This is a genomic window from Teichococcus aestuarii (assembly GCF_042651065.1).
Lineage (GTDB): Bacteria > Pseudomonadota > Alphaproteobacteria > Acetobacterales > Acetobacteraceae > Pseudoroseomonas > Pseudoroseomonas aestuarii.
Genome location: NZ_JBHSCH010000002.1, coordinates 45,471 through 57,982, shown reverse-complemented (window position 1 = coordinate 57,982; position 12,512 = coordinate 45,471). Strand labels below are relative to the sequence as shown.

11 protein-coding genes are annotated in these 12,512 nt (G+C 71.5%); 3 read left to right on the top strand and 8 right to left on the bottom strand.

Going from position 1 to position 12,512, the window contains the following annotated elements:
* Window positions 1-32 precede the first annotated feature (32 nt).
* The 4 genes from ACFOY6_RS01510 to ACFOY6_RS01495 are packed head-to-tail and all read right to left on the bottom strand — an operon-like array spanning window position 33 to window position 4,626.
* Window positions 33-1,445: a dipeptidase gene (locus ACFOY6_RS01510; protein ID WP_379648528.1), complete on the bottom strand. Its 1,413-nt coding sequence runs from the start codon at window positions 1,443-1,445 to the stop codon at window positions 33-35.
* A gap of 27 nt (window positions 1,446-1,472) precedes the next feature.
* Window positions 1,473-2,249 (bottom strand): N-acyl homoserine lactonase family protein, encoded by a 777-nt coding sequence (locus ACFOY6_RS01505; protein WP_379633795.1) that lies wholly within the window; start codon window positions 2,247-2,249, stop codon window positions 1,473-1,475.
* A complete protein-coding gene (locus ACFOY6_RS01500; RefSeq protein ID WP_379648526.1) occupies window positions 2,246-3,013 on the bottom strand; it encodes an SDR family NAD(P)-dependent oxidoreductase in 768 nt (255 codons plus the stop codon). Before ACFOY6_RS01500 ends, ACFOY6_RS01505 begins: the two co-directional genes overlap by 4 nt.
* Window positions 3,013-4,626 (bottom strand): ABC transporter substrate-binding protein, encoded by a 1,614-nt coding sequence (locus ACFOY6_RS01495; protein WP_379648524.1) that lies wholly within the window; start codon window positions 4,624-4,626, stop codon window positions 3,013-3,015. The genes ACFOY6_RS01500 and ACFOY6_RS01495 overlap by 1 nt, the downstream gene beginning before the upstream one ends.
* 110 nt (window positions 4,627-4,736) lie before the next feature.
* On the opposite strand from ACFOY6_RS01495, the gene ACFOY6_RS01490 reads away from it, so the two are divergent.
* A complete protein-coding gene (locus ACFOY6_RS01490; RefSeq protein WP_379633801.1) occupies window positions 4,737-5,729 on the top strand; it encodes a D-2-hydroxyacid dehydrogenase in 993 nt (330 codons plus the stop codon).
* A 49-nt stretch (window positions 5,730-5,778) separates the two neighbouring features.
* Here ACFOY6_RS01490 and gpt read toward each other — a convergent pair whose 3' ends face one another.
* A complete protein-coding gene (gene gpt / locus ACFOY6_RS01485) occupies window positions 5,779-6,258 on the bottom strand; it encodes a xanthine phosphoribosyltransferase (RefSeq protein WP_109518535.1) in 480 nt (159 codons plus the stop codon).
* A gap of 3 nt (window positions 6,259-6,261) precedes the next feature.
* Window positions 6,262-6,603, bottom strand: a complete 342-nt coding sequence (locus ACFOY6_RS01480; protein WP_109518577.1) for a tRNA-binding protein — start codon at window positions 6,601-6,603, stop codon at window positions 6,262-6,264.
* A 203-nt stretch (window positions 6,604-6,806) separates the two neighbouring features.
* Between ACFOY6_RS01480 and ggt the strand changes: the two genes are divergently transcribed.
* Together ggt and ACFOY6_RS01470 are read left to right on the top strand one after the other, a co-directional pair.
* Complete coding sequence (gene ggt, locus ACFOY6_RS01475) at window positions 6,807-8,414, top strand: gamma-glutamyltransferase (RefSeq protein WP_379648521.1); 1,608 nt, start codon at window positions 6,807-6,809, stop codon at window positions 8,412-8,414.
* Window positions 8,415-8,481: 67 nt separating this feature from the next.
* Entirely contained in the window at window positions 8,482-9,972 is a 1,491-nt protein-coding gene (locus ACFOY6_RS01470; RefSeq protein ID WP_109518537.1) for an amidase, read from the top strand.
* A gap of 42 nt (window positions 9,973-10,014) precedes the next feature.
* Here ACFOY6_RS01470 and ACFOY6_RS01465 read toward each other — a convergent pair whose 3' ends face one another.
* Window positions 10,015-10,731: a ribonuclease activity regulator RraA gene (locus ACFOY6_RS01465; RefSeq protein ID WP_109518538.1), complete on the bottom strand. Its 717-nt coding sequence runs from the start codon at window positions 10,729-10,731 to the stop codon at window positions 10,015-10,017.
* A gap of 17 nt (window positions 10,732-10,748) precedes the next feature.
* Window positions 10,749-12,512: an L-arabinonate dehydratase gene (araD, locus tag ACFOY6_RS01460; RefSeq protein ID WP_379648519.1), complete on the bottom strand. Its 1,764-nt coding sequence runs from the start codon at window positions 12,510-12,512 to the stop codon at window positions 10,749-10,751.

Below are 12,512 nucleotides of genomic sequence, written 5' to 3'. Positions count from 1 at the left end.
GGATCAGATAACTGGCGCCTTGCGCCAGGGGATCAGATGACTGGCGCCCTGCGCCAGGGCGCGAAGGATGCCGCCTCCTGCTCGCCGAGGCGGGAGAGCAGGGCGGGCCAGCCGCGCAGCCCCTCTTCCAGCGAGGCGAGGCGGAAGAACTCGTTGGGCGCGTGCACATCCTCGTCCGGCATGGCGTAGCCGAACATCAGCGTGTCGATGCCCAGCATCTCCTGGAAGATGCCGGTGATGGGCAAGGTGCCGCCGATGCGCGCCCGCGCCGGGGCACGGCCCGCGGCCTCGCGCACCACCGCCTCGGCCGCCACGAGCAGCGGGTGCCCATCGGGCAGGGTGGAGGAGGGGGAGTTGCCGCCGGGCGGGCTGAATTCCAGCACCACCCCCTCCGGGCAATGCGCCTGGAGATGGTCCACGATACGCTGCCGCGCCGCGTCCGGGTCCTGCCCCGGCACCAGGCGGGCGGTGATCTTGGCATGGGCCTCGGCGGCGATGACGGTCTTGCTGCCGGCCCCGGTGTAGCCGCCCCACATGCCGTTCACGTCGATCGAGGGGCGGAGGGTGGTGCGCTCCCGCACGCTGTAGAGCGGGTCGCCATGCGGCAGGGCCTGCGGGCCGGCGTAGAAGGCGGCCTCGTCTCCGGCCAGCTCCGCGGCATCCGCCCGGTCGCGGTTGGTCAGCGGCGTGGCGTCGCTGTCGAAGCCAGGCACCTGGATGCGGCCCTCGGCGTCGTGCAGCGTGGCGACGAGGCGGGCCAGCTCATGGATGGCGTTGCGCACGGCACCGCCATAGCGGCCGGAATGCATGTCCTTCCCCGCCGAGCGCAGCGTCACCTCCAGCTTGCACAGCCCGCGCGAGCCGGTGTTCAGCGTCGGGATCGTGGTGCTGGCGCGGCCGCCATCGGCCGAGAGCACGGCATCGGCCGCGAGCAGCTCCCGGTGCGCCTCGATGATGCGGCGGATGCTGGGGCTGCCCGTCTCCTCCTCGCCCTCCAGGAAGAACTTCACGTTGACCGGGCAGCCGCCCTCCACCGCCAGGAAGGCGCCGATCGTCTCCACCGCGATGAGGGTGGAGCCCTTCACGTCCGAGGCGCCGCGGGCATAGAGCCGGCCGTCGCGGATGCTGGGCTCGAAGGGCGGCGTCACCCAAAGGTCGAGAGGGTCCGGCGGCTGCACGTCGTAATGGCCATAGACGACGATCGTCGGCTTGCCGGGCGCGCCGAGCCATTCGCCATAGACCGCCGGCTGGCCGCCGCCATCGAGCAGCCGGACATTCTGCAGCCCCAGCGCCTCCAGGCGTTGCAGCAGGAATTCCCGCGTGGCGCGCATCCCCTCGGCATAGGCCGGGTCGGTGCTGACGCTGGGCAGGCGCAGCAGCGCCATCAGGCGGTCGAGGATCGCATCCTTCTGCGAGACCAGATGGTCGGCGACGGCTTGGCTCATCGTGTCACTCTTCTTCGTTGCTGTCGGTCACAGGGGCGCCACGAAGCCCTCGGCGCCGTCGCTCACGGCCGGGTCGTGCGAGGGGATGACCAGCTCCGGCGCGTCGGCCAGGGCCAGCACGCGCTCGAAGGCGGCCAGCGCGTCGCCCACATGCCAGAGGGCGGGGAAGGGCACGCGCCGCTCCAGATGCGCGCGCAGCGCCACCGTGTCGCTGGCCAGCACCATCCAGCCGCGCGCCGTGCGGAGGCGGACGAATTGCAGCCCGTCCGTGTGGCCGCCCGCATGGTGCAGCTCGAGGCCGGGGAGCAGCTCCACCACCCCGTCATGCAGCGCCAGGCGACCGGCATGGAGCAGCGCGGTGTGGGCGGCGATGTCCTCCGCCCGGTAGCCGGCGCGCAGCACGGCGTGGCGCATGGCGGGGCCGTTCACATAGGCCATTTCCCGCGCCTGCATGTGGAAGGTGGCGGCGGGGAAGAGGCCGGGCTGCCCGGCATGGTCCCAGTGCAGATGCGTCTGCACCACATGCCGCACCGCGCCCGGCTCCACGCCGAGCCGCGCCATGGCGGCGGGCAGGGTGCCGTCGGTGGGCTTGCCGAAGGCGGCGCAGGTCTCGGGGCTGGCGGCGGTGTCCATCGCCACCCAGCCCTGCGGGCCGCGCAGCAGGTAGGCATGGTAGGCAAAGGGCGTCGGCGCTTCCCCGCCCCCGGGGCCTGGATTGGCACCGCCGAGGAAGGTCTGCGCCGCGCGCCGCGCCGGGTCGCTGGCGAAGCGGATGGCATAGGCCTGCCACACCGCGCCGCTCATGGCCGCTGCCCCATCAGCGAGAGCCCGCCATCCACGGTGACGGTGCTGCCGGTGACATAGGCCGCGAGGCCGCTGGCGAGGTAGAGGATGGCGCCCGCCACATCCTCCGGCGTGCCGGTGCGGCCGGCGGGGATGAGGGCGAGCTTCGCCGGGCGCCAGGCCGGGTCCTGCCGGGCGGCGCGGTTGAAGTCGGTCTCGATGGTGCCGGGAGCGACGAGGTTCACCGTGATGCCATCGGGCGCCAGTTCCAGCGCCATCTGCCGGGCCAGCTGCATCAGCCCGCCCTTGGAACTGCCATAGGCCACGAGGCCGGGATTGGGCATCCACTGGTTCACCGAGGAGGTGAAGACGATGCGCCCGCCCTGGCCCGCCGCCCGCATCAGCCCCGCCGCCTCCCGGGCGAGGGCGAAGGCGCCGCCGAGATTGACAGCGTGGACGCGGGCGAACTCGGCGTCCGTCGTCTCGGCGAGCGGCTTGCGCAGCAGCATCCCGGCATTGCTCACCAGGATGTCGAGGCCCCCCAGCGCCTCGGCCGCGCGGTGGGCGAGGCCGGCGGCCTGCGCCGTATCGCCGAGATCCGCCTGCAGCGCGGGGCCGCCGGTCCGTTCGGCAAGGGCGGCGGCGGCCTCCGGCTCGGCATGGTGGTGGATGGCCACGCGCGCGCCGGCCCCGGCCAGCAGCAGCGCCGCCGCGCGGCCGATGCCCTCCGTGCCCGCGCCGGTGACGAGAGCGCGCCGGCCCGAGAGATCGATGGCGAGCGGCATCAGCGCGCCGGGGTGATTTCGATGGCGAGCGTCTCCTCGTCGGCGCGCGGGGTGAAGCCCACCTTGTCCGCGCGCCCCGCCCACACCGCCTCGAAGGTGAGGATGGGGATGATGAGGTTCTCGGCCATGGTCTGCTCCATCACCGTCTCCAGCAGGGCGCGGCGCTGGCCTTCGTCGAGGGTGCGGCGGGCGCGCTGGATCAGCCCGTCCAGCGCCGGGTTGCCGATGCCGGAGTAGTTGATGGCGCCGAGGCCGAGTTCCTTGTTCGGGGTATGCACCTGGCTGGTGAGGAAGTAGCTGCTCTCGCCCGTCAGGCTGCCCCAGCCGGCGGCGTGCAGCGGCCACTCGCGTCGCGCGCGGGCGGGGAAGAAGGTGGCACGCGGCTGGGCGTTGAGATCGACGCGGATGCCGGCGCGCTGCAATTGCTGCGCGGCCGCCTCGCAGATCTTGCTGTCGTTGACGAAGCGGTCGTTCGGGCAGGCGAGGCTGGTCTGGAAGCCGTTGGGGTAGCCGGCCTCGCGCAGCAGGGCGCGGGCGCGCTCCAGGTCGAAGCGGGCGGGGGCGATCTTGCCCGAATGGCCGAAGAAGCTCTCCGGCACCGCCTGGTTGGCGACGCGCGCGCGCCCCTCCATCAGCCGCTCGACGATGGCCGTGCGGTTGAGGGCGAGGGAGACGGCTTCGCGCACCTTCGGGTCCTTCCACGGGTTCTTCGCCAGCGGCTGCCCCTGCGCGTCCCGCACGCCGGGCAGCGGCTCCTTCTCCAGCTCGGGGAACAGCATGTAGACATAGGCGGAGGGGCCGCTGAACACGCGCAGCCGCCGCGCGCCCTCGGTCTTCTCCAGCCGCGCCACGTCCTGCAGCGGCACGGCGTTGATGAAGTCCACATCGCCGGCCAGCAGGGCGCCGACGCGCGCGCCATCGCTCGGGATGGGGCGGAAGGTGACGCGCGACCAGGCGGGCGCCGTGCCGTGATAGGAGGCGTTGCGCTCCAGCACCAGCGGCTGCCCCGGCTGCCAGGAGGCCAGGCGATAGGGCCCGGTGCCGATCGCCGCCGCGCCGCTGTTGAACTCGCCCGTGCTGCGCACCCCCTTGGCCGAGGAGAGGATGAAGATGTTGGAGAGGTTGACCGGCAGCAGCGGCACCGGCCCGTCGGTGAGGAAGCGCACCGTGCGGGCATCGACCACCTGCACCTCGCGGATGCCCTGGATGTAGGTGGCGTAGCTGTTCGGGTTGCCCTGCACGCGCGTCACGCGCTCGATGGTGAAGCGCACATCCTCGGCGGTCAGCGTGCTGCCGTCGTGGAAGGTGACGCCCTCGCGCAGGCGGAACTCCCAGGTGGTGTCGTCCACCGCCTTCCAGGATTCCGCCAGCGACGGGCGGAGCTGGAGCGACGGATCGCGCGAGAGCAGCGTGTCGTAGATGTTGCGCAGCGCCGAGGTGTTGGTGCCGAGCAGGTTGAACTGCGGGTCCATCGTGCCCGGCTCGCCCTGCATGCCGATGGTCAGGCTCTGCGCCGCGCCCTGGGCCGCCGCTTCCTGGGTGGCGGCGAGGCCGAGCACGGCGGCGGCGGCGAGAAGGGCGGGCAGGGGACGGGGCGTGCGGGTGTGGCGCATGGGGCAGCCTTTGCGGCAGGGAAGGCCAATATCGGGCGCGCAACGCGGCGGCCTGTCAATCGGTGCGTAACCGTCTTGACGCGGCGCGCCATCCTGCGACCCTCCGCGCCATGCGCATCCATGTCCAGAACCCCGCCGACGAGACCGTCTTCCCCATCACGCCGCAGCAATGGGACGCGGCCATCGCGCGCGCGCCCGACATGGCGGATCTCCAGGTGAGCTTCGCCTCGGACGATGCCGGCTTCGCCGCCGCCATGGCCGATGCCGAGGCCATCGTCACCTGGACGAAGGTGGTGCACCAGCGCTTCCCGAAGGGTGCGCTGCCCGGCGTGGCGCCGAAGCTGCGCACCATCTTCTGCACCTCGGCCGGGCTGGACCGCCTCGCGCCCTTCGACTGGCTGCCGGAGCAGGTGACGCTGCTGAACAACCGCGGCACCCATGCCGCCAAGGCGGGCGAGTTCGGCATCATGGCGCTGCTGATGCTGGCCAACCATGTGCCGTGGTTCGCGCACGACGCGCGCCAGGGGCAGTGGGCGCCGCGCTTCGCCTCCGTCCTGGCGGGGCGCACCGTCTGCGTGGTGGGCCTCGGCTCGCTCGGCGGCGCGGTCGCCGCGCGGGCGAAGCAGTTCGGCATGCATGTCATCGGCGTGCGCAGCAGCGCCACCCCGCACGAGTCGTGCGACGAGGTGGTGGCGCAGAGCGATATCGATTCCGTGCTGCCGCGCGCCGAGTTCCTGCTGCTTGCCTGCCCGCTGACGCCGCAGACGCGCGGCATGATCGACGCCCGCCGCCTCGCCCTGCTGCCGCGCGGTGGCAAGGTGGTGAATATCGGCCGCGGCGCGCTGTGGGACCAGGACGCGGTGTGCGACCTGCTGGGGAGCGGCCATCTCGGCGGCGCCGTGACCGACGTGGCGGTGCCCGAGCCGCTGCCGCCCGAGAGCCGGCTGTGGCGCACGCCGGGCCTCTTCGTCACGCCGCACATGTCGTCCGACGACCCGGCCACCTACAACGACCGCAGCCTGGACATCTTCTTCGAGAATCTGCGGGCGGCGCGCGCCGGCCAGCCCATGCCCAACCGGGTGGTCCCGGACCGGGGCTACTGAGGGGCGGGTGGAACCGGGGCCCGCGCGCGGGCCCCGGGCTGGCGGTGGCCTATTTCGGCACCGCCGAGCGCGCGATGGGGGCGATGAACTGCGGCTCGGTGTCCCAGGGGAACAGGATCCAGGTGTCCTGGCTCACCTCGGTGATGTAGGTGTCCACCAGCGGGTTGCCCGCCGGCTTGGCATAGACGGTGGCGAAGTGGGCCTTGGGCAGCAGGCCGCGCACCACGCGCAGCGTGGTGCCGGTGTCCACCAGGTCGTCCAGCACCAGCCAGCCCTCGCCATCGCCGGCGGCGACGGGCGGCTTGGCCACCTGCGGCTCGCCGCGCACCTCCTCGTCATAGGTGATGATGGAGACGCTCTCGATCATCCGGCAGTCCAGCTCGCGCGCCACGATGGCGGCGGGGATCAGCCCGCCGCGCGTGATGGCGACGATGCCCTTCCACGGGCCCTTCTCGACCAGCCGCCAGGCCAGGGCCTTGCTGTCTCGGTGAAGCTGGTCCCAGCTGACGGTGTAGTAGCGCGGCGCCATGGTTCAGAACATCCTGCCGCCATTCGGGACGGCGAAATCGGGTCGGAGCAGCACCACCGCGCCCTCCGGGTCCGGCAGGCCCAGGGTCAGGACCTGGCTCTCGAACCCGGCGATGCGGCGGGGCGGGAAGTTCACCACGCAGAGCACCTGGCGGCCGATCAGCTTGTCCGGCGTGTAGTGCACGGTGATCTGCGCCGAGGAGCGGCGGATGCCGAGTTCCGGGCCCAGGTCGATCTCCAGCCGGAAGGCCGGCTTGCGCGCCCCCTCCAGGGGCTGCGCATCGACCACGGTGCCGACACGGATGTCGAGGCGGTCGAAATCTTCGATCGTCGCGGTGGCTTCCATCTCCATCCGATAGCGCAGCGGGGGCGGCGGTGGAAGTGGCCGCATTTACGCGGCGCGCCAGCCGTGCCAGCGTCAGCGCCCCGCGAGAGGCCGCCGAGGCCCGGCCGATGGAATGCTGCGCCGCAAAAGGCGCGCCGCCCATCCCCGGGCGCCGGCGGCCTCTCCCCCTGCCCATCGACGTTTTCGCTTCCGTAAGGACCATCATGCGCGACTTCCACGCCCCCGGCCGCAGCCCCGTCTTGGCCACGCATGGCATGGCCGCCACCTCCATGCCGGCGGCCACCCTCACCGCCATCGACATCCTGCGCCAGGGCGGCAACGCGCTGGACGCGGCCATCGCCGCCTGCGCCGTGCTGGCGGTGATCGAGCCGCAATCCACCGGCATCGGCGGCGACAATTTCTGCCTCTACGCGCCCGCCGGCACGGGGCAGGTGATCGCCATGAACGGCTCCGGCCGGGCGCCGGCCGGCGCCACGCCGGAGAAGCTGCGCGCCGATGGCCTCACCGCCATGTCCGCCACCTCGGCCCATTCGGTGACGGTGCCGGGCGCCATCTCGGCCTGGGAGAAGCTGAACAAGGCGCATGGCAAGCTCAGCCTGGCGCAGATCCTGGCGCCCGCCATCCGGATCGCCGAGGAAGGCCACCCCGTGCATGCCCGCGTGGCGAGCGACTGGGAATCGGCGGCGCCCAAGCTGGGCAAGCAGGCGGCCGCCGCGCGCCGCTTCCTGAAGGACGGCAAGCCCTACGCCATCGGCGACCGCTTCGCCCAGCCGGAGCTGGCCCGCACGCTGCGCGCCATCGGCGAGCGCGGCGCCAAGGCCTTCTATGAGGGCGAGATCGCGGCCGACATGGTGGCGACGCTGCGCGCCGCCGGCGGCACCCACACCGAGGCCGACTTCGCCGCCGGGCTGGACGTGGCCGAGTTCGTCACGCCGATCCAGACGCGCTGGAAGGGCCTCGACATCTTCCAGTGCCCGCCGAACGGCTCCGGACTGCTGGTGCTGCAGATGCTGGGCGTGCTCGGCCAGTGCGAGACGCCGGAGCAGGGGCCGCTCTCCACCGAGCGGCTGCACCGCCACATCGAGGCGGCGCGCCTCGCCTACCGCGACCGCGACGGCTTCCTGGCCGATCCCTCGCAGGTCGAGGTGCCGGTGGCGAAGCTCACCAGCGACGACTACACCCGCAAGCTGCGCGCCCTGATCCGCGACGACGCGGCGATGCCCGAGCTGCCGCCCGCCGGCATGGCCGAGATGCTGCCGAAGCACCGCGACACGGTGTATCTCTGCGTCGTCGACGCCGACGGCAACGCCTGCTCCTTCATCAACTCGCTGTTCGAGAGCTTCGGCTCCGGCCTGCTGGCCGAGAAGAGCGGCGTGATGCTGCACAACCGCGGCTTCGGCTTCCGCCTGGAGGAAGGCCACCCGAACTGCATCGCGCCGAACAAGCGGCCGATGCACACCATCATCCCCGGCATGGTGATGCAGGATGGCCGCGCCATCATGCCCTATGGCGTGATGGGCGGGCACTTCCAGCCGATGGGGCAGACGCTGTTCCTGTCCAACCATTTCGAGTTCGGCCTCGACGTGCAGGCGGCGCTCGATCTGCCGCGCCTCTTCCCCTACCAGGGCAAGGTGCAGGTGGAACGCGGCGTCCCGGCCGCGGTGATCGACCGGCTGAACCGGCTGGGCCACAGCTGCGAGCTGATCGACAAGCCGCATGGCGGCGGCCAGGCGATCCTGATCGACCATGCGCGCGGCGTGCTGATCGGCGGCTCCGACCCCCGCAAGGATGGCTGCGCGCTCGGCTATTGAGGGAATGGCTGCGCGGCGGGCCGCCGCGCAGCCCCTTGCCTGGACCGGATGAAAAGGAGCCTGCCGCGTGACTGAACCGTGTGACCTGCCCGCCGTGACCGCCCGCCGCCTGATCGGCGAGAAGAAGCTCTCGCCTGTTGAGCTGCTGGATTCCTGCCTCGCGCGCATCGGCGCCGTGAACCACGCCGTGAACGCCATGACGGCCATGGACGAGGAGCGCGCCCGCGCGGCCGCGAAGCAGGCCGAGCAGGCGGTGATGCAGGGCGCGGCGCTCGGCGCGCTGCACGGCCTGCCGCTCGGCATCAAGGACCTCGACGAGACGGAAGGGCTGCGCACCACCTTCGGCAGCCCGATCTTCAAGGATCACGTGCCCGCCAGGGATTCCTCCATGGTGGCCGACCTGCGCGAGGCGGGCGGCATCGTGCTTGGCAAGACCAACACGCCGGAATTCGGCGCCGGCGCCAACACGCGCAACGCCGTCTATGGCGCGACGGGCAATCCCTTCGACCCGACGCGCTCGGCGGCCGGCTCCTCGGGCGGCTCCGGCGTGGCGCTGGCCTGCTCGATGGTGCCGCTGGCCAGCGGCTCGGACACCGGCGGGTCCTTGCGCAACCCGGCGGCCTTCAACGGCATCGTCGGCTTCCGCCCCAGCCCCGGCCTGGTGCCGGCGGAGCGCCGCCTGCTCGGCTGGTCCAACCTGCCGGTGCTGGGCCCGATGGCGCGCGACATGGGCGACCTCGCCCTGATGCTCTCCGTCATGGCCGCCGACCACGCGCTCGACCCGCTGGCCTACACCCTGCCCGATATCGACGTACGCCGTGGCATGCCGCTGCACGAGGCGGTGGACCTCTCCACCCTGCACGTGGCCGCCACGCCGGATTTCGGCTTCGCGCCGACCGAGAAGCACATCCGCGCCGTCTTTGCCGAGCGGATGAAGGCGCTCTCGCCCTTCTTCGCCAGCGTCGAGGAGAAGACGCCGAACTGTGACGGCGCCGACGAGACCTTCGCCATCCTGCGCGCGCTGAACTTCCTGGCCGCGCATGAGGAGAAGGTGCGGGTGCGGCCGCAGGATGTCGGCCCCAATGTGCGCGCCAATGTCGAGGAGGGGCTGCGCTACAGCGCCAATGACGTGGCCCGTGCCTCGGTGGCGCAGACGAAGATGTACCGCGCGTGGCAGGGCTTCTTCGAGAGCGGCGTGGACGTCATCATCACCCCCGCCATCACCCTCTCGCCGCGCCCGTGGAGCGAGCTTTACCCGTCCGAGATCGACGGCCAGCCGACGAAGAACTACTTCCACTGGCTGGCCATGGCCTATGCGGTGACGCTGGTGGGCCACCCGGCCATCAGCATCCCGCTCGGCGTGGACCATGCGGGCATGCCCTTCGGCCTGCAGATCGTCGGCCCGCGCGGCGGCGACGCGCTGGTGATCGCGGTGGCCGCCGCCATCGAGGCGGCGACGGCGGGCGACGCGGCGCTCGCCCGCCCGGTGCCGGACCTCGCGAAGCTGAAGGCCGCGCGGCCGATCAGCGAGATGCCGGGCTTCCTCAGCTTCGACTGAGGCGGCGAAAGCCGGGGGAGGGCGGCCTCCCCCGGCGGCGCGTCAGCGCCCGTTCGCCTTCCGCCATTCGGCGAAGGCGGCGAGGTTGCTCTCGTCGGTCGGCGGGTAGAGGCCGAGGATGCTCTGGCCGCCGCGCACCTTCTCCGTGACGAAATCCTCGAAGGCCGTCATCTCGGTGGCCTCGGTGGCGATCTCGTCGGCGAGATGCGCGGGGATGACGATGACGCCGTCATTGTCGCCGACGATGACATCGCCCGGGAACACGGGCGCGTCGCCGCAGCCGATCGGCACATTGATGTCGATGGCCTGGTGCAGCGTCAGGTTGGTGGGCGCCGAGGGGCGGGCGTGGAAGGACGGCATGTCGAGCGTGGCGATCTCCGCGCTGTCGCGGAAGCCGCCATCGGTGACGACGCCGGCCACGCCGCGCTGCTGCAGCCGCGTCACCAGGATGCCGCCGGCCGAGGCGGCGCGCGGGTCCTTGCGGCTGTCCATCACCATCACCGCGCCGGGGGGGCATTCCTCCACCGCCTTGCGCTGCGGGTGGGCGCGGTCGCGGAACACGTCGAGCTTGTTGAGGTCCTCGCGCGCCGGCATGTAGCGCAGCGTGAAGGCCTCCCCCACCATGCTCTCCGCCATCGGGCGCAGCGGCTGCACGCCCTGGATCATCTGGCTGCGGAAGCCGCGCTTGAACAGCGCGGTGGCCAGGGTGGCGGTGCTGACCTGCTTCAGCTTGTCGCGGGTCTCGGGGCTCAGGGCCATGGGCGTTTCGCCTTCGCTCAGTAGATGACGGGTTCGGGGACGGGGGCGCCGAATTCGGTGCCCAGGAAGTCGAAGTCGCAGCCCTCGTCGGCCTGGCGGATGTGCTTGGTGAACATCCAGCCATAGCCGCGCTCGTAGCGCGCCGCGGGCTGCACCCAGGCGGCGCGCCGGCGCTCCAGCTCCGCCTCGGAGACCAGCATGTTGAGGCTGCGCGCCTGCACGTCCATCTCGATGATGTCGCCCGTCTGCAGCAGCGCCAGCGGGCCGCCGACGAAGCTCTCGGGCGAGACGTGCAGGATGCAGGCGCCGTAGCTGGTGCCGGACATGCGCGCATCCGACATGCGCAGCATGTCGCGCAGCCCCATCTTCAGCAGCTTCTTGGGCATCGGCAGCATGCCCCATTCCGGCATGCCGGGGCCGCCTTGCGGGCCGGCGTTGCGCAGCACCAGCACGCTGTCCGGCGTGAAGGGATAATCCTCGTCCTCCACGGCCTTCTTCATCGAGGGGTAGTCGTCGAACACCACGGCGGGGCCGGAGTGCTTCAGGAACTTCTGGTCCATGGCGGCGGGCTTGATGACGCAGCCGGAGGGGGCGAGGTTGCCCTTCAGCACCGCGAGCGACCCCTCGCCATAGATCGGGTTGGAGAGGGGGCGGATCACGTCGTCATTGTAGACCTTGGCGTCGGCGATGTTCTCGCCCATGGTCCGGCCGGTGACGGTGAGGCAGTCCAGGTGCAGGTGCTCGCGGATGTTGCCCATCAGCGCGCAGATGCCGCCGGCGTAGAAGAAATCCTCCATCAGGTAGGTGCTGCCCGAGGGGCGCACATTGCCGATGACGGGCACCTTGCGGCTGTAGCGCTCGAAATCGTCGAGGCCGATATCCTGCCCCGCGCGCCGCGCCATGGCGATGAGGTGGATGATGGCGTTGGTCGAGCAGCCCATGGCCATCGCCACGGCGATGGCGTTCTCGAAGGCCGGGCGCGTCTGGATCTTCTGCGGCGTCAGATCCTCCCACACCATCTCGACGATGCGGCGGCCGCAGGCGGAGGCCATGCGGATGTGGTTGGCATCCGCCGCCGGGATGGAGGAGGCACCGGGCAGGCACATGCCGGCCGCTTCCGCGATCGCCGTCATGGTGCTGGCCGTGCCCATGGTCATGCAGGTGCCGTAGCTGCGGGCGATACCCTGCTCGACGCCGAGCCAGTCCTTGTCGGTGATCTTGCCGGCGCGCAGCTCGTCCCAGTACTTCCAGGAATCCGAGCCGGAGCCGAGCACCTTGCCCGCCCAGTTGCCGCGCAGCATGGGGCCGGCGGGCAGGTAGATGGCCGGCACGTTGGCGCTGGTGGCGCCGAGCATCAGGCCCGGCGTCGTCTTGTCGCAGCCGCCCATCAGCACTACGCCATCGACGGGGTGGCTGCGGATCAGCTCCTCCGCCTCCATCGCCAGCAGGTTGCGGTAGAGCATGGAGGTGGGCTTGAGGTAGCTCTCGTCCAGCGAGATCGCCGGCAGTTCGACGGGGAAGCCGCCCGCCTGCAGCACGCCGCGCTTCACGTCATCGACGCGCTGCTTGAAGTGCGCGTGGCAGGGATTGAGGTCCGACCAGGTGTTGAGGATGGCGATGATCGGCTTGCCGGTCCATTCCTCCGGCGCGTAGCCCATCTGCATGGCGCGGGAGCGGTGGCCGAAGGAGCGGAGGTCGGCGGGGCCGAACCAGCGGCGGCTGCGCAGCTCCTCGGGCGACTTGACGCGGGGCAGGGGGGAACTGCTCGGGGATTCGCTCAT

What these genes read in the sequence shown, in the direction of transcription:
- ACFOY6_RS01510 (WP_379648528.1), bottom strand. Translation starts at nt 1,445, where the DNA reads ATGAGCCAAGCCGTCGCCGACCATCTGGTCTCGCAGAAGGATGCGATC.
- ACFOY6_RS01505 (WP_379633795.1), bottom strand. Translation starts at nt 2,249, where the DNA reads ATGAGCGGCGCGGTGTGGCAGGCCTATGCCATCCGCTTCGCCAGCGAC.
- ACFOY6_RS01500 (WP_379648526.1), bottom strand. Translation starts at nt 3,013, where the DNA reads ATGCCGCTCGCCATCGATCTCTCGGGCCGGCGCGCTCTCGTCACCGGC.
- ACFOY6_RS01495 (WP_379648524.1), bottom strand. Translation starts at nt 4,626, where the DNA reads ATGCGCCACACCCGCACGCCCCGTCCCCTGCCCGCCCTTCTCGCCGCC.
- ACFOY6_RS01490 (WP_379633801.1), top strand. Translation starts at nt 4,737, where the DNA reads ATGCGCATCCATGTCCAGAACCCCGCCGACGAGACCGTCTTCCCCATC.
- gpt (WP_109518535.1), bottom strand. Translation starts at nt 6,258, where the DNA reads ATGGCGCCGCGCTACTACACCGTCAGCTGGGACCAGCTTCACCGAGAC.
- ACFOY6_RS01480 (WP_109518577.1), bottom strand. Translation starts at nt 6,603, where the DNA reads ATGGAAGCCACCGCGACGATCGAAGATTTCGACCGCCTCGACATCCGT.
- ggt (WP_379648521.1), top strand. Translation starts at nt 6,807, where the DNA reads ATGCGCGACTTCCACGCCCCCGGCCGCAGCCCCGTCTTGGCCACGCAT.
- ACFOY6_RS01465 (WP_109518538.1), bottom strand. Translation starts at nt 10,731, where the DNA reads ATGGCCCTGAGCCCCGAGACCCGCGACAAGCTGAAGCAGGTCAGCACC.
- araD (WP_379648519.1), bottom strand. Translation starts at nt 12,512, where the DNA reads ATGAGCGAATCCCCGAGCAGTTCCCCCCTGCCCCGCGTCAAGTCGCCC.